The following is a 19,546-nucleotide window of genomic DNA, read 5'->3' as shown; positions in this document are numbered from 1 at the left end:
CGTGCGCGCAACTCTACGACGTGAGAAGGGCGCCGTACGGAAAACGTACGGCGCCCCGCGTTGCGTTCCGCTTCACCCACGGAACGCCCGGCTCACATTCCGGCGATCAGCTTCTCCACCCGGTCGTCCACCGAACGGAACGGGTCCTTGCACAACACCGTGCGCTGTGCCTGATCGTTGAGCTTCAGGTGCACCCAGTCGACGGTGAAGTCCCGCCGCTGCTCCTGCGCCCGCCGGATGAAGTCACCGCGCAGACGCGCCCGAGTGGTCTGCGGCGGTACCGACTTGCCCTCGAAGATCTTCAAGTCGTTGCAGATCCGAGCGGCTTGCCCCTTCCTCTCCAGCAGGTAGTACAGGCCACGACGGCGGTGGATGTCGTGGTAGGCGAGGTCTATCTGCGCGACCCGCGGGTGCGACATGGTCATGTTGTGCTTCGCCCGGTACCGCTCGATGAGCTGGTACTTCATCACCCAGTCGATCTCGGTACCGATCCGGTCGAGGTCCTCGGCCTCGATCGAGTCCAGCACCCGGCCCCACAGCTCCAGCACCTGGTCGACGGTTCCGGTACGGATACCGCGGCGCTCGACGAAGTCCACGGCCTTCTCGTAGTACTCGCGCTGCACCTCCAGCGCGGAGGCCTCACGGCCGCTGGCCAGGCGCACCTTCCGACGGCCCGTGATGTCATGACTGACCTCGCGGATCGCCCGGATGGGGTTCTCCAGAGTCAGGTCGCGCATGACGGTGCCCGCCTCGATCATGCGCAGCACGAGGTCCGTGGCACCGACCTTGAGGAGCATCGTCGTCTCGGACATGTTCGAGTCGCCGACGATCACATGCAGCCGGCGATAGCGCTCGGCGTCCGCGTGCGGCTCGTCACGCGTGTTGATGATGGGCCGGGAGCGGGTCGTCGCCGAGCTGACGCCCTCCCAGATGTGCTCCGCCCGCTGGCTGACGCAGTACACGGCACCGCGCGGAGTCTGCAGCACCTTGCCCGCACCGCACAGCAACTGCCTCGTGACGAGGAACGGAATGAGAATGTCCGCGAGCCGGGAGAACTCCCCGTGCCGGGCCACCAGATAGTTCTCGTGGCACCCGTAGGAGTTGCCTGCCGAGTCGGTGTTGTTCTTGAACAGATAGACGTCGCCCGCGATCCCTTCCTCGTGCAGGCGTCGTTCGGCGTCCACCAGGAGACCTTCGAGAATGCGCTCGCCGGCCTTGTCGTGGGTGACGAGCTCCGTCACGTTGTCACATTCGGGTGTCGCATATTCCGGATGTGATCCCACGTCGAGATAAAGGCGGGCACCGTTCCGCAGAAAGACATTGCTGCTGCGGCCCCATGACACGACACGGCGGAAGAGGTACCGCGCCACCTCGTCGGGAGACAGCCGGCGCTGTCCCCTGAACGTACACGTGACGCCGTACTCGTTCTCCAGCCCGAAAATGCGGCGGTCCATGACTGAACATTACGCCCGATCCCCTGTGCTGAAACGGGGTTCGACGGCTCGGTTTGGATCATTTTCCGATGAGACCGCAACAACCTCGCCCCTCCCGGTAGCTGCGAGGACCCGGCCCGTGGCCAGCAGAACCACCAGCGCGGCGGCCCCCGCGACCCCCGGAACGGCGAAGCCCCGCCCCGCTCCGCCCCATTCCACGACCGGCCCCGCGACACCCGTTCCCACCGAAGCGCCCACGGTGAACGTCGTCACGAGCCAGGAAAAGGCCTCGGTGACCGTACCGGTGGGCGCGTGCCGGTCCACCAGCACGAAGGCACACGCGATGCTCGGCGCGAGGAACACGCCCGCGAGCGTCGCCAGCCCGGTCATCGCCACCGGACCCGGCACGAGCACCAGCGGGACGTAACACACCGCCAGAAGGGCCACCAGCAACCGCAGTCGCCGCTCCGGCGCCCCGCCCCACCGGCGCGCGCCGTAGACCACACCGCCCAGCAGCGCACCGAGACCGATGCCCGCCATCAGCCAGCCGTACACCGCGTCCCCACCGTGCGCGTCGGCGTACGACACCGCCGCCACCGTGATCGAACCGAGCGCGATCCCGATGAACAGGAACGCCCCGAGCAGGGCCAGCAGCCCCGGCGAACGCAGAGCGCCCAGCCAGTGCGCCTCACGCGGAGCCGAACGCCACGCGCGCGAGGGCTCCGAGACGACCACGGAGAGGGCGCCCAGGACACCGATGACGCCCAGGATCAGCAGGGCGGCCTGCGCGGACCAGAGCGACACGCACAGCGTCACCAGCAACGGTCCGACGGTGAACATGATCTCCTGCGCCACCGCGTCCATCGCGTACGCGGTGTGCACCTGCTCCTCCTTGCCCAGCACGGAGGGCCACAGCGCCCGCAGGCCGCCCTCCAGCGGAGGCGTGAAGAGCCCGGCCACCGCCATCGCGGCACAGGCGAGCGCCACCGGCTCCGTTCCGGCCAGGGCGAAGACGCCCATGCCGAGCGCCGAGACGACGGCGGCGGGCAGCTGCACCCGGGGCTGGCCGTACAGGTCCACGAGCCGGCCCAGCAGCGGCTGCCCGACCGCGTTGGCCACCCCGTACACGGCCGCGAGGGCGCCCGCCAGGCTGTACGTGCCGCCCCCGGCCCGCACGAAAAGCACGACGGCGATGGCCGCCGTGGCGTTCGGCAGCCGTCCCACCAGCGTCCCCGCGAGCAGCCTGGCGGCATGCCTCGCCCTGAGGATCTCCAGGTATCCCGCGGCCATGGCGTGCCCTTCCGGTAGCGCGTGACGTCCAAGTGTTACGTATAACGTCCTCCTCAATACGTACCATGTGCGCTGACCGGGAGTCCAGACGAAGGAGCAGGCCCACGGTGGCAAGAGGTAGCACGCGCCCCACCAGCCGGGACGTCGCCGAGGCCGCCGGGGTCTCCCAGGCGGCCGTCTCCCTCGTCCTCGGCGACAAGTGGCGCGGCCGCGTCTCCGCCGCGACCGCCGACCGCGTCCGCGACGCGGCCCAGGAACTCGGCTACCGCCCCAACCTCGCCGCCCGCAACCTCCGCCTCGGCCGCACCCGCACCGTCCTGCTGGTCGTCCCCGCCCTCACCACCGAATTCTTCGCGGGCGTCTACACCGGCGCCGCCCGCGTGGCCGCCCAGCACGGCTTCGGAGTCGTCCTCTACCCCTCCCCCGAAGGAATCGGCCCCGCCCGCGACCCCTTCGGCTCCGCCCAGGCCGCCCTCGACGGCGTCATCGCCTCCTCCATGGCGGCCGACGCCCTCACCGCGATCCGCGGCGACCAGCTCCCCCTCGTCATGCTCGACAGCGACCCCGCCGGCAGCCAGGGCGCCGCCACCGTCAACCTCGACATCGCCGACGGCATACGCCAGGTCACCGACCACCTCCTGGAACTCGGCCACCGCCGCTTCCTGCACCTCGCGGCCGACATCCCCTCCTGGACCTTCGAGGTCCGCGCCCGCGAACTGGCCTCCTGCCTCGTCGAAGTCCCCGGCACCAGCCTGCGCGTCGCCCGCGCCCCCATCTCCTTCGAGGACGCCCTGGCCGCCGCCCAGACCGCACTCTCCACCCCGGGACCCCGCCCCACCGCGATCATCTGCGACGACGACAAACTCGCCGCCGGCGCCTACAAAGCCGCCCGCCGCCTCGGCCTGCGCATCCCCGACGACATCTCCGTCACCGGACTCGACGACCTCGCCCTGGCCCGCGCCCTCGACCCCGAACTCACCACCGTCCGCCTGGACGCCGAACGATTCGGCGAACAGGGCATGAAAGCCCTCCTGGCCGTCCTGGACGGCCGCACGCCCCCACAGGAGGACATCCCCGTCGAACTTGTCGTACGGGGCTCCACGGCCCCACCGGGCCCGTAGAACAGCCCTCGCCTCCCGGCGCACACGGAAGGGGCCGCACCGGTCTGCACCGGCACGGCCCCTTCCGTACGGACACCAGGTCCGACCACGAACTCACTCGTCGTCGGCGTCCTCGGCCTCCGTCGCCGTCTCCGCGCCCCCGGCCTCCAGCAACCGGGACAGCTGACGGCCCACGATCCGCTTGAACTTCCGCTTCTGCGGCCGCGACCGGTCCAGCACCGCGACCTCCAGCCGCTCCGCCGGAATCTCCCGCTCGCCACCGTTCGGCTCCCGGGACAACGACTGGACGGCCAGCTTCAGCGCCTCGGCCAGCGACATGCCGTCCTGGTGCTGCGTATCCAGATACGTACTGATCTGCTCGGCGTTACCACCGACAGCGACCGAACCGTGCTCGTCCACGATCGAACCGTCGTGCGGCAGCCGGTAGATCTGGTCGCCGTCCGGCGTCTCCCCGACCTCGGCGACCACCAGCTCCACCTCGTACGGCTTCTCCGCCGCCGACGAGAAGATCGTGCCCAGCGTCTGGGCGTACACGTTCGCCAGACCACGGGCGGTCACATCGGCACGGTCGTACGTGTAGCCGCGCAGATCGGCGTAACGCACACCGCCGATCCGCAGGTTCTCGTACTCGTTGTACTTGCCGGCGGCCGCGAAGCCGATCCGGTCGTAGATCTCGCTGAACTTGTGCAGCGCGCGGGACGGGTTCTCGCCGACGAACACGATGCCGTCGGCATACTGCAGCACGACCAGGCTGCGGCCACGGGCGATGCCCTTGCGGGCGTACTCCGCCCGGTCGGCCATCGCCTGCTGGGGTGAGACATAGAACGGCGTCGACACCGGCTATCCGTCCCTTTCTGTCGAAGTCACTGGATCACCTGGGAAAAGAGGCCGGACTCAGAGCAGCGCGGCGCGCGGGCCGTCGGGCTGCTCCAGTCGCCGCTCCAGGATCGTGCGGGCGATCTCGGAGGACTCCTCGTCGGTGAGCCGGCGGAAACCGCTCTCGGTGATCACGGTGACGATCGGGTAGATCCGGCGCGCGACATCGGGACCACCGGTCGCCGAGTCGTCGTCGGCCGCGTCGTAGAGAGCCTGGATGACCAGCGTCGTCGCCTGGTCCTCCGTCAGATCCCTGGCGTAGAGCTTCTTCATGGCACCGCGCGCGAAGAGCGAGCCGGAGCCCGTGGCCGCGTAGCCGTGCTCCTCGGAGCGGCCGCCGGTGACGTCGTAGGAGAAGATGCGGCCCTTGCCGCGGTCCACGTCGAAGCCCGCGAACAGGGGGACCACGGCCAGGCCCTGCATGGCCATGCCGAGGTTGGAACGGATCATCGTGGACAGGCGGTTCGCCTTGCCCTCCAGGGAGAGCTGCGCGCCCTCCACCTTCTCGAAGTGCTCCAGCTCCAGCTGGAACAGCTTCACCATCTCCACGGCCAGGCCCGCCGTGCCGGCGATGCCCACCGCCGAGTACTCGTCGGCCGGGAAGACCTTCTCGATGTCGCGCTGGGCGATGACGTTCCCCATCGTGGCCCGCCGGTCACCGGCGAGGACGACTCCCCCCGGGAACGTGACGGCGACGATCGTCGTGCCGTGCGGGGCCTCGATCACACCCTGGACGGGCGGCAGTTGCCGCTTGCCCGGGAGCATCTCCGGCTGGTGCTCGGACAGGAAGTCCATGAAGGACGACGACCCGGGCGTCAGGAAGGCAGCCGGTAGACGCCCGGTGCTACGAGTGTTGGCTTCCACGCGTTTCCTTCCAGGTATGTCGCAGCCCGCCTCATGACATCGGGCCGATCCTTGAACTGCCCCAGCGCAGCGTTGCAGCTGAAGCACAGTACGCCTCGGACCCTACCCGTCTGATGGCAGTGATCCACATGTTCGGCAGGGGCGGTTAGGCAGATACAGCAGATTCCCCGCTGCTCCGCGACCATCGCGTCCAACTCGGCCGGAGTGAGGCCGTACTTGCGCTGGAAATAGCTGACCCGGTTCCGCCCCGCACGACACTCACGGCAATAGCTGGCCCAGCCGTCCGAGGAGGACTTGTTGCGCTCCCATTCGGAGTGCGGTTTCACGGCCTCGCACTGCGGACAACGCTTGTGACCGCGAGGTACAGGCACCTTGACGCGCACGGTGCTGCCCTTGGCCTCCTGACGCTGCCGGTAGTACTCCGCGGAGCACTCCCGGCAATACGCCTGGAGGCTGTCAGGCATGGACCTGTTGCTCGCGAAGGCCGCCCGCGGCTTGTTCTGCTTACACCGCGAGCAGCTCCGCTCTCCCAGTTCCTCAGCCACACTCGACCCGAACCTACGATTCGATGGAAAAGGCGGCTTACTGCCCGCCCTTCTGAACGAAGGACCTCACGAAATCCTCGGCGTTCTCTTCCAAGACATCGTCGATCTCGTCCAGAACCGAGTCGACGTCGTCGCTCAGCTTTTCCTGGCGTTCCTTGAGGTCGTCGGTCGCCTGCGCGTCCTGTGTCTGCTCCTCGGCCTCCTCGGTGGAACGCGTCGCCTTCTGCTGTCCGCCGCCGGTGTCCTTGGTCGCCATAACCCTCACCCCGCTCGGTTCGACGTTCTTGATCAGACCCTACAAGCAGGGTCCGACATCGGCCCCGCAGTTGCTTCAACGTACGGGGACCACCTCGATGATTCCCGTAACGCCGTGTGTTCCACCCTGTCCGGCCGGTGCCGTCCCGGGGGAATCTCAGTTGCCCGACAGCACCCTGACCAGGTCCTCGGCCGTACGGCAGCGGTCCAGGAGCTCCTTGACGTGATTACGCGTTCCGCGAAGCGGCTCCAGGGTTGGGACGCGCTGGAGCGAGTCCCGGCCGGGCAGGTCGAAGATCACCGAGTCCCAGGAGGCCGCCGCCACGTCGTCCGCGTACTGCTCCAGGCAGCGTCCGCGGAAGTAGGCGCGGGTGTCCTCCGGTGGTGTCGTGCGGGCCCGCTCGACCTCTCCCTCGTCCAGCAGGCGCTTGATCTTGCCCCGGGCGGCCAGCCGGTTGTAGAGGCCCTTCTCGGCCCGTACGTCGGCGTACTGGAGGTCGACCAGGTGCAGCCGGGCGGCGTCCCAGTCGAGGTCGTCGCGGCGCCGGTAGCCCTCCATGAGCTCCCGCTTGGCGACCCAGTCGAGCTCTCCGGCGAGGCTCATCGGGTCGTTCTCCAGGCGGTTCAGGGTGTCCTCCCAGCGCAGGAGGACGTCCTTGGTCTGTTCGTCGGCGTCCGCCCCGAACCGCTCCTCCACGTACTTGCGCGACAGCTCGAAGTACTCCATCTGCAGCTGCACGGCGGTGAGCGTGCGGCCGCTGCGGAGCGTGACCAGGCGCTTGAGGGTCGGGTCGTGGGAGACCTGGTGGAGGGTGCGCACGGGCTGGTCGACGGCCAGGTCGACGGCGATGAAGCCGTCCTCGATCATGGAGAGGACCAGTGCCGTCGTGCCGAGCTTGAGGTAGGTCGAGATCTCGGAGAGGTTGGCGTCTCCGATGATCACGTGCAGCCGGCGGTACTTCTCGGCGTCGGCGTGCGGTTCGTCGCGGGTGTTGATGATGGGGCGCTTGAGGGTGGTCTCCAGGCCGACCTCGACCTCGAAGTAGTCGGCGCGCTGGCTGAGCTGGAAGCCGTGCTCGTGTCCGTCCTGGCCGATGCCGACGCGGCCCGCTCCGGTGACGACCTGGCGTGAGACGAAGAACGGCGTGAGGTGCCGCACGATGTCCGAGAAGGGGGTCTCCCGCTTCATCAGGTAGTTCTCGTGCGTGCCGTAGGAGGCGCCCTTGTTGTCGGTGTTGTTCTTGTAGAGGTGGATCGGCTGCGCGCCGGGAAGCTGGGCGGCGCGCTCCGCGGCCTCGGCCATGATGCGCTCGCCGGCCTTGTCCCACAGGACCGCGTCCCGCGGGTTGGTGACTTCGGGGGAGCTGTATTCCGGGTGTGCGTGGTCGACGTACAGCCGTGCACCGTTGGTGAGGATGACATTGGCCAGGCCGATGTCCTCGTCGGTGAGCTGGCTGGTGTCGGCGGCCTCCCGGGCGAGGTCGAAGCCTCGCGCGTCCCGCAGCGGGTTCTCCTCCTCGAAGTCCCAGCGGGCGCGGCGCGCCCGGTGCATCGCCGCCGCGTAGGCGTTGACGATCTGGGACGAGGTGAGCATGGCATTGGCGTTGGGGTGACCGGGGACGGAGATCCCGTACTCCGTCTCGATGCCCATTACTCGCCGTACGGTCATGCGGCCCTCCTAGCCCGGCGGCGCCCTCGGTCGGGGGCGCTGCTCAAGTACCGCTGGCGCTCCGGTGCGTGTGCGGTGCCCGTCCCCGCACTGCGCGACTCGGCGGTACGAAAGAGCCTAGAACGCCTCTGCGCTGGTGGGGAGATCATTTGCGTCATTGCTGTACTCCGGCCTTGTCCTGAAAAACAGTCGGCTGCGGGTACCCGTCGAGGGCACCCGCAGCCGCCCTGTCTTTTACAGGTACTGACCGGTGTTGGCCACCGTGTCGATGGAGCGTCCGGTGTCCGCGCCCTGCTTTCCGGTGATGAGCGTACGGATGTAGACGATCCGTTCGCCCTTCTTTCCGGAGATCCTGGCCCAGTCGTCCGGGTTGGTGGTGTTGGGCAGGTCCTCGTTCTCCTTGAACTCGTCCACGCAGGCCTGGAGGAGGTGGGAGACCCGGAGGCCCTTCTGGCTGTGTTCCAAGAAGTCCTTGATGGCCATCTTCTTGGCGCGGCCCACGATGTTCTCGATCATGGCGCCGGAATTGAAGTCCTTGAAGTAGAGGACTTCCTTGTCACCGTTGGCGTAGGTGACCTCCAGGAAGCGGTTCTCCTCCGATTCGGCGTACATCTGCTCCACGGCTGTCTGGATCATGCCGTGGACGGTGGCCGCCCTGTCGCCGCCGTGCTCTCCGACGTCCTCGGAGTGCAGGGGGAGACGCTCGGTGAGGTACTTCTGGAAGATGTCCTTCGCCGCCTCGGCGTCGGGGCGCTCGATCTTGATCTTCACGTCGAGCCGGCCGGGTCGCAGGATGGCGGGGTCGATCATGTCCTCGCGGTTCGAGGCGCCGATGACGACCACGTTCTGCAGGCCTTCCACGCCGTCGATCTCGGCGAGCAGCTGCGGGACGATGGTGTTCTCCACGTCCGAGCTGACGCCCGATCCACGGGTGCGGAAGAGGGATTCCATCTCGTCGAAGAAGACGATGACGGGGGTGCCCTCGCTGGCCTTCTCCCGGGCACGCTGGAAGACGAGGCGGATCTGCCGCTCGGTCTCGCCGACGTACTTGTTCAGGAGCTCGGGGCCCTTGATGTTGAGGAAGAAGCTCTTGCCGGTGGCCTGTCCGGTCACTTCGGCGACCTTCTTGGCCAGTGAGTTGGCCACGGCCTTGGCGATGAGCGTCTTTCCGCATCCGGGGGGTCCGTAGAGCAGGACTCCCTTCGGCGGACGCAGTTCGTGTTCCTTGAAGAGGTCGGGGTAGAGGTACGGGAGCTCGACCGCGTCGCGGATCATCTCGATCTGGCCGCCCAGACCGCCGATCTGCTCGTAGCCGATGTCCGGGACCTCTTCGAGGACGAGTTCCTCGACCTCGCTCTTGGGAACGATCTCGTAGACGTAGCCGGAACGGGGTTCGAGGAGGAGGGCGTCTCCGGGACGGATATTGACGTCCAGGAGTGGTTCGGCGAGCCGTACCACCCGTTCCTCGTCGGTGTGCCCCTGTACGAGGGCGCGCTCGCCGTCCTCCAGGATCTCCTTGAGGGTGACGATGTCGCCGACGCTCTCGTACTCCATGGCCTCGACCACGTTGAGGGCTTCGTTGAGCATCACTTCCTGGCCGCGCCGGAGCTCGTCGAGCTCGACGCTGGGGCTGACGTTCACCCGGAGCTTGCGGCCCCCGGTGAAGATGTCGGCGGTGCCGTCCTCGTTCGCCGTGAGGAAGACACCGAAGCCGGCCGGCGGCTGTGCGAGCCGGTCGACTTCCTCTTTGAGGGCCACGATCTGGTCGCGGGCCTCACGGAGCGTGTTCGCCAGTCGTTCGTTCTGTGCGGACACGCCTGCCAGGTTGGTCTGCAACTCGACGATCCGCTCTTCGAGAATCCTCGTGTGTCGCGGAGAGTCGGCGAGCTTGCGTCGCAGGACGGCGATCTCCTGCTCAAGGTAGGCAATCTGCCCGGCGGGGTCATCGGACCCTCTTCCCGGGCGGATGCCGCGGTTCATGTCGTCGTCGTGGGCTGCCACGGTCCTCACCTCCTCCAAGGGGAGCTGGACGCTTCCAGACCCTACCTGGGTGGGTGTCGATTGAAACCCCTAGATCACAAAGACTGTCGGGGTGTGTCCGATCTTCACCCTTGCGCTCTCCCTCACGCCAGGGGAATACCCACCGAACATGATTGGGAAGCGGGCGGAGGTAGGGTCGAAGTGTTCAACACCCGTCAGAGCTGGCCCGATTCCCCAGTCTTCGGTTCGCTCGACGCAGAAAATGGCAGGAGAAATGACCGTGCAGCAGGAGGCCGGAGTCGACGGCGAGGCGCTTGAGGTCTGGATCGACCAGGATCTCTGTACCGGCGACGGGATCTGTGTCCAGTACGCGCCCGAGGTCTTTGAGCTGGACATTGACGGCCTGGCCTATGTGAAGGGCGCCGAGGACGAGCTTCTGCAGGCCGTGGGGGCCACAACGCCCGTGCCCCTGCCGCTTCTGCGCGATGTGGCGGACTCGGCGAAGGAGTGTCCGGGGGACTGCATCCATGTCCGTCGCGTTTCGGACAAGGTCGAGATCTTCGGGCCGGACGCGGAGTGACCTCCCGGGTACCCCGCGTCACCGGGTGACCGGTTCCTCACACCCTCCGCGTCGCGGAGGGTGTCGTCTTTTGTTCGGGTCTTGCGCCGGGGGCGCGTTCAGGCGCCGCGTGCTTCGGGCGGTGTCGAGCGGATGAACGCGCCGTTCTTCCACTGCCACTTGGCGGTCTGTCTCAGGTCCGGGCAGCAACTCGGTACGTCGGCCGAGGAGTAGCCCAGCAGCGTGGCGGTGACGTCTCCGTCGCGGACCGCGAAGTCCGTGACGCTGAGGCGGTCCTTGGGATCGATCAGGGTCGCGACGATCCGGGGCCGCTGTGCTTCCTCGGCCTGGGTGAGGACGTAGACGCCGTTGGGCGGGGTGCCGGAGCCGGCGTCGCAGCGGACGACGGCCACGGTCTCCGGGCGGCCGTCGCCGTCCAGGTCGCCGGAGGCCTTCTTCTGGACGAGGACCTTCACGGGGCCGCAGTCGATCGGGTAGTCCACGCCGGCCGGGTCGGGGGCTTTCGCCGGGGCCGCCGGGGCCGCCGCCGCGCTGGGGCCCTTGCCGGACTGGGCCGCCGTCGCCGGATCGGGCTGGACGAGGGAGGACAGCGCCACGACTCCGGCGATGGCGGTGGCCGTGGCGACCCACTGGATGGGGCTTGTCTGTGTATGCGCCAGTTCCGGGACAACGGATTGCTGCACTTGGAGTGTCTCCCGCGAGGGCTGTGCCGGTGGGGTGGGTGTCCCGCATGGTGCCACACGTCACAGGCTGGTGGAACGGCGGGGTCCGGACTTTTGAGGGGTTCCCGCGCGCCCTCCGGCGGGGCTCCCGCACGGCTCCGGCGAAGACTCCGGGAGGGGTCAGGAGGGGTGCGCGGTCTGCCGAGTCCCGGCGGGCCGTGCCGCTGAGGTCAGGGCATGGCGGGACGGTCCCGGGGTTCGTCCGCGACGCGGTCCGCGGACGCGCGGGTGAGAGGCGTGAGCGGGGCGTCGGCGGCCGCCGACGGCCCGGGGCCGGCGGCGCTGTGCCCGGCCGGCCGGGACGGCCCCGGGAGGTCGGTCGCCGCGGCTTCGGCGGTGCTTCCACCGGTTACTGGTGGCGGGTCAGCGGGTCGGCGGGTCGGCGGGTCAGCGGGTCAGCGGGTCAGCGGGTCAGCGGGTCAGCGGGTCAGCGGGTCAGCGGGTCAGCGGGTCAGCGGGTCAGCGGGTGGGTCAACGCGAAAGCACTGTGGCCGAGTTCCCGGAGGGTTCCGGGAACTCGGCCACAGGCGTGGTGCGTTGGGTACGTCAGCGGGCAGCGCCGCCGTCGGCGTTGGGACCGGAGTAGTCCTCGCCGTACGCGCCCTTGGCGGGGCGGCGGCGGCGCATGGGCGGCTCGACGCCGTCCGCGAGGCGGCGGGCGGTGAGCAGGAAGCCGGTGTGGCCGATCATGCGGTGGTCCGGGCGGACTGCCAGGCCCTCGATGTGCCAGTTGCGGATCATCGATTCCCAGGCGGTCGGCTCGTTGAAGCAGCCGATCTCGCGGATGGACTCGACGGTCCGCGCGAGCTGGGTGGTCGTCGCCACGTAGCAGCAGAGGATGCCGCCGGGGACGAGTGCCTTGGAGACGGCCTCCAGGCACTCCCAGGGAGCGAGCATGTCGAGGATGACCCGGTCGACGTCGGCGTCGCTCAGGTTGTCCTGGAGGTCGCCGACGGTGAGCTGCCAGGCGGGGTGGGGGCCGCCGAAGTAGCGCTCCACGTTCTGCTGGGCGATCTCGGCGAAGTCCTCGCGGCGCTCGTAGGAGTGCAGCATGCCCTGGTCGCCGATGGCGCGCAGCAGGAAGCTGCTCAGCGAGCCGGAGCCGACTCCCGCTTCCACGACGCGGGCGCCGGGGAAGATGTCGGCGAAGGCCAGGATCTGCCCCGCGTCCTTGGGGTAGACCACGGCGGCGCCGCGGGGCATGGACAGGACGTAGTCGGGGAGCAGGGGGCGCAGCGCGAGATAGGCGACGTTTCCCGTGGTGCGGACAACGCTGCCCTCGGGAGCGCCGATCAGCTCGTCGTGGGGGAAGGAACCCTTGTGGGTGTGGAAGTTCTTCCCGGCCTCGAGCGTGAACGTGTAGTGGCGGCCCTTGGGGTCGGTCAGCTGAACCTGGTCCCCGACCTTGAAGGGCCCGCGCCTGCGGGCGGCACCGGTCGGTTCGGACATGTGAACAGCCTACCGGTCCCCGGCGGGGCCGCCGACCACGGTCAGGAGGGGCGTGCCATGGCCTTCACGAAGGCGCGTTCCACGTCGGCGGCGGACAGGACGCCGTAGATCTCGCCGGAGTCCTCGACGACGAGGTATTCGGTGGCGGGGCTGGCGCGCAGGACGTCAAGGAGGTCTTCTCCGGCGAGTTCGGCGGAGACCCGCATGCCGTCGGTGAGGTCCTGGGCGAGGCCGCCGACGGCGACCCAGGGGCGGCGGTGTTCGGGGACGCCGACGATGGCGGCTTCGCGGACCAGGGAGAGGGGTTCGCCGTCGGCGTCGACGACGACGAGGGCGCGGGCGCCGACGTCGTTGGCGCGGCGCAGTGCCTCGGAGAGAGGGGTGGCGGTCTCGACGGGGACGGCGCGGCGGGTGAGGGAGCGGGCGCGCAGTTCCGGCAGGTGTTCGCGCAGGCGGGCCATGCGGAGGCTGTTGCCGGCGCCGGTCCAGATGATCGCCGCGAGGATGGCGGCGAGGAGGGCGTCGGTGATGGTGTCCATGCTGCCGACGTTCTCGGGGGCGGCGCCGAGTGCCTCGGACTGGGTCAGGAGGGGCAGTCCGACGAGTACGGAGACGGCGAGGGCGCGGCCGACCCAGGCGGCGGCGACGGTGCCGCTCATGGCTCTGCCGGTGATCTTCCAGACGACGGCGCGGAGCATGCGGCCGCCGTCGAGGGGGAGGCCGGGGAGGAGGTTGAAGGCGGCGACGATGAGGTTGGAGATCATCAGGCCGGCCAGCAGGACGCCGGGGACGGTGCCGGGCTCGACGGGCAGCATGGCGAGGTAGAAGAGGCCGGACAGGACGAGGGAGAGGAGGGGGCCGACGAAGGCGAGGACGAATTCGCGGCCGGGGGTCTCGGCTTCCTTCTCGATCTCGGAGACGCCGCCGAAGAACTGGAGCTGGATGCGGCGGACCGGGAGTTTGAAGCGGAGGGCGGCGACGGTGTGGGCGAGTTCGTGGACGAGTACGGAGGCGTAGAAGGCGACGGCGAAGAAGAGGGAGACGAGGTAGCGGGCGGCGCCGAGTTCGGGCAGGACGCGGTCGAGCTGGCCGCCGAAGACCCAGGTGATCAGGGCGGCGACGAGGAACCAGCTGGGTGCGACGTACACGGGTACGCCGAAGGGGCGGCCCATGAGGAGTCCGCCGCCGGGGTCCTTGGGCCGGCGCGGGGGGCGTCCTTTGGTGGTGCCGGTGCGGCGGGCGGTGCGTCCGTCGTGGTCCTCGCCCTGGGCCTGGCCGTAGGCCGGCCGGGAGGGATCAGCGGGCTCGGAGGGTTCGCCGTGGGGGGCGGTCTCCTCGGTGCGCCCGGTGGAGGCGGGTGCCTTCGCCAGGGGGTCGCGGGCCGGTGCGGGGTGGGCCGCGGGCTCGGGTCGGGGCACGGGGGGCGTCTCGGATCCGGGCACGGGGGGCGTCTCGGGTCCGGGCACGGGGGGTGTCTCGGGTCCGGGTCGGCCGCGATCCGTGGTGGCGTCGTGGGGGCCGGTCTCCGGCTGGTGAGGGGTCTCCCCGCCCGGGCGGGGGGTGTCCTCGGATGGTGCGGTGGGCTCGCTCCCGGCCCGGGGACCGGCGTCCGTGCCGGACCGCGTCCGGGTCCGGGATTCGTGATCGGGGGCCGTGGGCTTCGGCCCGGTGGTCTCGGGGCCTGCCGGTCCGGGGTGCGCGCCGGAGGCCGGGCCGGTGGAGGCCGAGGGCCTCTCGTGGCGCTCGGTCGCCTCGCCCGTGCCGGACCGCGGCTGCCCGCTCCCGCCGCTCTCGTCCACGATGTCCCCTCGTTCGAAGCGTCCCCCGCCCCCGGTTCCTGCGGAGCGGGAGGGTCTGGGTCGATGGTATGCGGCCGTCGCGGCGCGTTCCGCCCCGGCACCCCTTCTCTTTTCCGCGCCGCCGGGCCCGCCGGGACCGGTTCGCTGTCGGTGGCGGGCCGTATGGTCTGTTGTCATGGAAACCAGCACCGAGGGCGCCGTGCCCGAAGAAGCGGCCGTGGCGGGCGGAGCCGTCGCCGACGGTCCGGCTCCCGTCCTCGCGCGCGCACCCGCCTCGCTGTCGCCCTCGCGTGCCAGTGACTTCATGCAGTGTCCGCTGCTGTACCGGTTCCGGGTGATCGACAAGCTGCCGGAGAAGCCGAGTGAGGCGGCGACCAGGGGGACGCTGGTGCACGCGGTCCTGGAGCGGCTGTTCGACGCGCCGGCCGTGGACCGGACGGCACCGCGTGCCAAGTCGTTGATCCCCGCTCAGTGGGACCGGCTGCGGGAGACGAAGCCGGAGGTCGTGGAGCTGTTCGCGGACGACCCGGAGGGCGAGCGGCTGGCCCGCTGGCTGTCCGAGGCGGAGCGGCTGGTGGAGCGCTGGTTCACGCTGGAGGACCCGACGCGGCTGGAGCCGGCCGAGCGGGAGTTGTTCGTGGAGGCGCGGCTGGATTCCGGGCTGACGCTGCGCGGGATCATCGACCGGGTCGATGTGGCGCCGTCGGGCGAGGTCCGGATCGTGGACTACAAGACGGGGAAGGCGCCGCGGCCGGAGTACGCCGAGGGTGCTCTGTTCCAGATGAAGTTCTACGCGCTGGTGGTGTGGCGGCTGAAGCGGGTGGTTCCGCGCCGTCTTCAGCTGGTCTATCTGGGCAGCGGTGACGTGCTGACGTACGACCCCGAGATCGGGGATCTGGAGCGGGTCGAGCGCAAGCTGCTCGCGCTGTGGGACGCGATCCGGGAGGCGACGGAGACGGGCGAGTGGCGGCCGCGTCCCACGAAGCTCTGCGGCTGGTGTGATCACCAGGCGGTGTGTCCGGAATTCGGTGGTACTCCCCCGGCATATCCGCTCCCGGTCAGGGCGCCCGGGTCGGGCACCGGCCGGCAGGGCATGATGGGGCCGGACTAGCGAAGGAGACTTACGTGGCCATCCGCGTCCTACTGGTCGACGACCAGCCGCTGCTGCGCACCGGCTTCCGGATGATTCTGGAGGCGGAGCCGGATCTCGCGGTCGTCGGCGAGGCCGGTGACGGTCTCCAGGCGCTCGATCAGGTTCGTGCCCTGCAGCCCGATGTGGTTCTGATGGACATCCGTATGCCGCGGATGGACGGTGTGGAGGCGACGCGGCAGATCACCGGCCCCGGGCGGGACGGTCCGGCGAAGGTTCTGGTGCTGACGACGTTCGACCTCGACGAGTACGTGGTGGAGGCGCTTCGGGCGGGTGCCAGCGGTTTCCTCCTCAAGGACGCGCCGGCCAATGAGCTGGTGCAGGCGATCCGGGTGGTCGCGGCGGGCGAGGCGATGCTCGCGCCGAGCATCACGCGTCGGCTGCTGGACAAGTACGCGGGTCATCTGCCGTCCGGGGACGAGCCTGTTCCGGACACGCTGCACACGCTGACCGACCGTGAGGTCGAGGTGCTGAAGCTGGTGGCGCGTGGTCTGTCGAACGCGGAGATCGCGGCCGATCTGTTCGTCAGCGAGACGACGGTCAAGACGCATGTGGGGCATGTCCTGACGAAGCTGGGGCTGCGCGACCGGGTGCAGGCCGCGGTGTACGCGTACGAGAGCGGGCTGGTGCGTCCCGGGGCGCAGTAGCGCCGGCCGGTACCGGTCTGTAGGCAGCGCGAAGGGCGCCCGTTCCCCTGGGGAACGGGCGCCCTTCGTGTGCGTGGATCGGGTGCGGCGCACCGCGGGACCGCGGGCGGTCCCGCGGGGCGCGCCCGGGCCGTGCCCCGGCGTGAACGGCGGTACCTGCCACGGCGTGGGTGCGGGCGCGTTCCGCGTCCTGGAACCCGAAAGACCCGGGACCGTCGGGTCCCGGGTCGGGCCCGGGGCTTCACAGCCCCGGGTCGGATGCTTGGGTCACTCGCTGACGCCGCGGCTCAGCTCCCACAGCTGCAGGGTGGAGGAGGAGTTGAGCGCCCACTCCGAGCCCGTGATGTCGTCACGCGCGGCGATGTACTGCTTGCCCTGCCAGAGCGGGATGATCGGGACATCGTCGGCCACGATGTTCTGGATCTCCGTGAGGCTCTTGGACGCGGTGAGGCGGTCGGCCTCACGGCGGGAGTCCGGGATCAGGGTGTTGTTGATCTTGGTGTTCACGTACGGCGAGCCAAGGAAGTTGTCCTTGTCGAGGAACGGCGCCAGGTAGTTGTCGGCGTCGGGGAAGTCGGGGAACCAACCCATGCCGTAGACGTCGTAGGCGCCCTTCTGCTCCGCCGGGCGGAACTTGGCCCAGGGCGTGCCCTTGATGTCGACGTTGAAGAGGCCGCTCTTGTTGAGCTGGCTCTTCAGGACCTGGAACTCCTGCTCGGTGACCGTTCCGTAGTGGTCGGTCGTGTAGTGCAGGGTCATCTTGACCGGGGTGGTGATACCGGCCTTGGTGAGCAGCGTCTGGGCCCTGCTGACGCTCGGGTCGCCGTACTTGTTGAAGAAGGCGTTGGCGTGGCCCGTGATGGTCGCCGGGACGAGCGAGTAGAGCGGCTCGGCCTGGGAACCGTAGACCTTGGAGACGAGCTCGCCGCGGTTGATGACCTGGGCCATGGCCTGGCGGACGGCCGCCGACTTCACCGACGTGGCGTTGGTGTTGAAGGCCAGGTAGCGGATTTCGAGGCCGGGCATCTCGTTCAGGTTGACGTTGCCGCCCGAGGCGTTGTCCAGCTTGTTGATCTGGTCCGGCGTCATCGAGCGCGTCATCAGGTCGATGTCGCCCTTCTCGAGGGCCGCGCCCATGGTGTCGGCGTCCGCGAAGGAGCGCATCTCGACCTGGGAGTTCTTGACCTTCAGCTGACCCGTGTAACGGGAGTTCTTCGTGAAGACGGCCTTGGTGACGGTGTCGTCCTTGGACTCGATCTTCACGGTGTACGGGCCGGAGCCGTCCACGGAGAAGCCGTCGCGCAGCTTGTCCTTCTCGTAGTCGTTCGGGTTCACGATGCCGGCGACCGGGGTCGACAGCTTGAACGGGAAGGTCGCGTCGGCGATCTTGAGGTGGAAGATCACCTCGCGGTCACCGCGGGTCTCGACGGTGTCGATGGTGGACAGCAGGGCGGCCACACCACTGTCGGCCTTGATGCCCCGCGCACGGTCGATCGAGTACTTGACGTCCTTCGCGGTGATCGAGTCACCGTTGGAGAACTCCAGGCCCTCGCGCAGGGTGCACGAGTAGCGCTCGTTCCCGCTGTCGGTGAACCCGCACTTCTCGGCCGCCTCGGGCTGGGGCTCGCCGTCACCACGCGGCTGGACCATCAGCGTCTGCACGGTCTGGCGCAGGACGTTCCAGGTGCCGACGTCGTACGCGTAGGCCGGGTCGAACGGCGCCGGGGCCTCCTTGGAGGCGGTGAACTGGTCCGTGGTACCGACAACGATGGCATCGCCGCTGTCGCCCCCGCTGGCGGACCCGCCGCACGCGGCGAGCACTGGGGCGAGCAGGCCGACCACGGCCGGCATCACCAAAGTCTTGCGGTTCATGCTCGTGTTTCTCCAGAGCTGTAGGTTCCGCGAACCGGCATGCAGGGGTGGCGCGGCGGGTCACGGGGTTACGGCGATGTTCTCGCGATGACATTAGTCCGCACCACAGGGTCGGCAATCCGAAACGGGAGCGGTCTTCCGCTCACGCTGCGAAACGGGGCGTGGACGCACCGATAACCCGACACGGGAAGGATTAGTGCAGGGTTTCACCAATCGGGACACAAGGGCACGTCGAGGCCTCACGAAAGGGGGGTGCGGGCACAAGTCGGTCCCGCTGTCGACCCTCCGTCACGTGGCGAACGTCACACAGTAAAATTGATTGAGGCTTCCGGAATTAGTCGTTCCGCCCCGATATGCATTCCACCGGACCCTCGCCCGCGCTTACCACACGCGACGGCCGAGCCCTTTTCGCGCATTCGGCTCGGCACGCTGCGTGATGAATCCGGCGACGTTCGGTGATCGCGTCAGTGCGCTTTTGTCATCAGACGATGCAGAAAGGGCAGGTCGACCTCTTCGAGGGAATTCACGACGGTGCGACGGGCGGCCGGGGCGATGGGCGCGACCGAGGGCACCGCGATCACCTGACAGCCCGCGGCCTCGGCGGAGGCGACCCCCGTCGAGGTGTCCTCGATGACCGCGCAGCGTGCCGGTTCGGCGCCGAGCCGGGCGGCCGCGAGGAGGTACGGGTCGGGGAACGGCTTGGTCCGCTCCACCTCGTCGCCCGCGACGGTCAGGGCGAAGAAGTGCGAGCCGAGCGCCCCCAGGACGCGGTCGATGATCCGCCGGTGGGAGGCGGAGACGAGCGCGGTGGGGATCTCGTGCGCCGCGAGTTCGGCGAGCAGTCGGGCGGCACCCGGCATCAGCGGCAGGGAGCGGCCGATGCGCTCCTCGAAACCGTCGTTGAGCAGCACGGACACCTCGGGCAGCGTGATGTCGGCGCCGGTGGCCTCGATGAGGAAACCCACGCTGCGGGTCATCGGGCCGCCGACCACCACATGGCGCCAGGAGTCGTCCAGCGCGTGCCCGAGTGCCGCGAAGACCGCGACCTCCACGTCCCACCAGAAACCCTCGGTGTCCACCAGGGTTCCGTCCATGTCGAGGAGTACGGCCTGCAGGGCTGAGCCTTCGGCCGTACGGATTCCGAGCGCGGGGACCGTACTGGTCATCCTGGCGCACCTCCTTGAGGGACGACCAGGCCGGTCGCTCCCTGGAGCGCCAGGGGACAACCGGCCTGCGATGGACCGATAAGTGTACGACTTATCCGATCAGCGTGCGCCATGGCGCGTGCCCGCGG

General features: G+C 69.1%; 17 protein-coding genes. 4 read left to right on the top strand and 13 right to left on the bottom strand.

All coding sequences use genetic code 11. The annotated features are described in order from the left end of the window. Positions 1 to 92: 92 nt before the first annotated feature. Positions 93 to 1,454, bottom strand: a complete 1,362-nt coding sequence (gene pafA / locus ACF07B_RS38445) for a Pup--protein ligase (RefSeq protein WP_355769317.1) — start codon at positions 1,452 to 1,454, stop codon at positions 93 to 95. Positions 1,455 to 1,463: 9 nt separating this feature from the next. Continuing rightward, positions 1,464 to 2,723 (bottom strand): MFS transporter, encoded by a 1,260-nt coding sequence (locus ACF07B_RS38440; protein ID WP_392182316.1) that lies wholly within the window; start codon positions 2,721 to 2,723, stop codon positions 1,464 to 1,466. A gap of 107 nt (positions 2,724 to 2,830) precedes the next feature. On the opposite strand from ACF07B_RS38440, the gene ACF07B_RS38435 reads away from it, so the two are divergent. After that, positions 2,831 to 3,844 carry a LacI family DNA-binding transcriptional regulator gene (locus ACF07B_RS38435; protein WP_392182315.1) on the top strand — a complete coding sequence of 338 codons (1,014 nt, stop codon included), beginning with the start codon at positions 2,831 to 2,833 and terminating at the stop codon, positions 3,842 to 3,844. Between the two features lie 93 nt (positions 3,845 to 3,937). On the opposite strand, the gene prcA is transcribed toward ACF07B_RS38435, so the two are convergent. The 6 genes from prcA to arc all read right to left on the bottom strand — a co-directional run bounded on the left by prcA (position 3,938) and on the right by arc (position 10,054). Next, positions 3,938 to 4,681 (bottom strand): proteasome subunit alpha, encoded by a 744-nt coding sequence (gene prcA / locus ACF07B_RS38430; RefSeq protein WP_369485514.1) that lies wholly within the window; start codon positions 4,679 to 4,681, stop codon positions 3,938 to 3,940. A gap of 57 nt (positions 4,682 to 4,738) precedes the next feature. Continuing rightward, positions 4,739 to 5,584, bottom strand: a complete 846-nt coding sequence (gene prcB, locus ACF07B_RS38425) for a proteasome subunit beta (protein WP_329298745.1) — start codon at positions 5,582 to 5,584, stop codon at positions 4,739 to 4,741. Beyond that, positions 5,536 to 6,048, bottom strand: coding sequence for an endonuclease VII domain-containing protein (locus tag ACF07B_RS38420; protein WP_392182314.1), 513 nt, complete (start codon positions 6,046 to 6,048; stop codon positions 5,536 to 5,538). Before ACF07B_RS38420 ends, prcB begins: the two co-directional genes overlap by 49 nt. Positions 6,049 to 6,166: 118 nt before the next feature. Next, positions 6,167 to 6,385, bottom strand: coding sequence for a ubiquitin-like protein Pup (locus ACF07B_RS38415; protein WP_328667880.1), 219 nt, complete (start codon positions 6,383 to 6,385; stop codon positions 6,167 to 6,169). A gap of 156 nt (positions 6,386 to 6,541) precedes the next feature. Then, a complete protein-coding gene (gene dop / locus ACF07B_RS38410) occupies positions 6,542 to 8,053 on the bottom strand; it encodes a depupylase/deamidase Dop (protein WP_362406716.1) in 1,512 nt (503 codons plus the stop codon). A 234-nt stretch (positions 8,054 to 8,287) separates the two neighbouring features. Then, entirely contained in the window at positions 8,288 to 10,054 is a 1,767-nt protein-coding gene (gene arc, locus ACF07B_RS38405; protein WP_339128326.1) for a proteasome ATPase, read from the bottom strand. 253 nt (positions 10,055 to 10,307) lie between these two features. On the opposite strand from arc, the gene ACF07B_RS38400 reads away from it, so the two are divergent. Next, positions 10,308 to 10,613, top strand: a complete 306-nt coding sequence (locus ACF07B_RS38400; protein ID WP_362406719.1) for a ferredoxin — start codon at positions 10,308 to 10,310, stop codon at positions 10,611 to 10,613. Positions 10,614 to 10,711: 98 nt separating this feature from the next. Here ACF07B_RS38400 and ACF07B_RS38395 read toward each other — a convergent pair whose 3' ends face one another. The 3 genes from ACF07B_RS38395 to ACF07B_RS38385 all read right to left on the bottom strand — a co-directional run bounded on the left by ACF07B_RS38395 (position 10,712) and on the right by ACF07B_RS38385 (position 14,202). Further along, a complete protein-coding gene (locus ACF07B_RS38395; RefSeq protein ID WP_384237850.1) occupies positions 10,712 to 11,296 on the bottom strand; it encodes a hypothetical protein in 585 nt (194 codons plus the stop codon). A gap of 585 nt (positions 11,297 to 11,881) precedes the next feature. Next, on the bottom strand, positions 11,882 to 12,784 hold the full coding sequence (locus ACF07B_RS38390; protein WP_326788764.1) for a tRNA (adenine-N1)-methyltransferase: 903 nt from the start codon (positions 12,782 to 12,784) through the stop codon (positions 11,882 to 11,884). A 41-nt stretch (positions 12,785 to 12,825) separates the two neighbouring features. Beyond that, positions 12,826 to 14,202: a site-2 protease family protein gene (locus ACF07B_RS38385; RefSeq protein WP_392182313.1), complete on the bottom strand. Its 1,377-nt coding sequence runs from the start codon at positions 14,200 to 14,202 to the stop codon at positions 12,826 to 12,828. Positions 14,203 to 14,758: 556 nt separating this feature from the next. On the opposite strand from ACF07B_RS38385, the gene ACF07B_RS38380 reads away from it, so the two are divergent. Then, positions 14,759 to 15,694: a RecB family exonuclease gene (locus ACF07B_RS38380; protein WP_369486673.1), complete on the top strand. Its 936-nt coding sequence runs from the start codon at positions 14,759 to 14,761 to the stop codon at positions 15,692 to 15,694. Positions 15,695 to 15,708: 14 nt separating this feature from the next. Continuing rightward, positions 15,709 to 16,380: a response regulator transcription factor gene (locus ACF07B_RS38375; RefSeq protein ID WP_037628456.1), complete on the top strand. Its 672-nt coding sequence runs from the start codon at positions 15,709 to 15,711 to the stop codon at positions 16,378 to 16,380. A 267-nt stretch (positions 16,381 to 16,647) separates the two neighbouring features. Here the strand turns inward: ACF07B_RS38375 and ACF07B_RS38370 are convergent, their stop codons facing one another. Both ACF07B_RS38370 and ACF07B_RS38365 read right to left on the bottom strand, forming a co-directional pair. Next, positions 16,648 to 18,252 (bottom strand): ABC transporter substrate-binding protein, encoded by a 1,605-nt coding sequence (locus tag ACF07B_RS38370; protein WP_369485499.1) that lies wholly within the window; start codon positions 18,250 to 18,252, stop codon positions 16,648 to 16,650. A gap of 464 nt (positions 18,253 to 18,716) precedes the next feature. Beyond that, complete coding sequence (locus ACF07B_RS38365; protein ID WP_392182312.1) at positions 18,717 to 19,418, bottom strand: HAD family hydrolase; 702 nt, start codon at positions 19,416 to 19,418, stop codon at positions 18,717 to 18,719. Positions 19,419 to 19,546 lie beyond the last annotated feature (128 nt).

The sequence above is a fragment of the Streptomyces sp. NPDC015532 genome, assembly GCF_043078065.1.
GTDB lineage: Bacteria > Actinomycetota > Actinomycetes > Streptomycetales > Streptomycetaceae > Streptomyces.
This window is presented reverse-complemented; position numbering and strand designations above follow the sequence as displayed.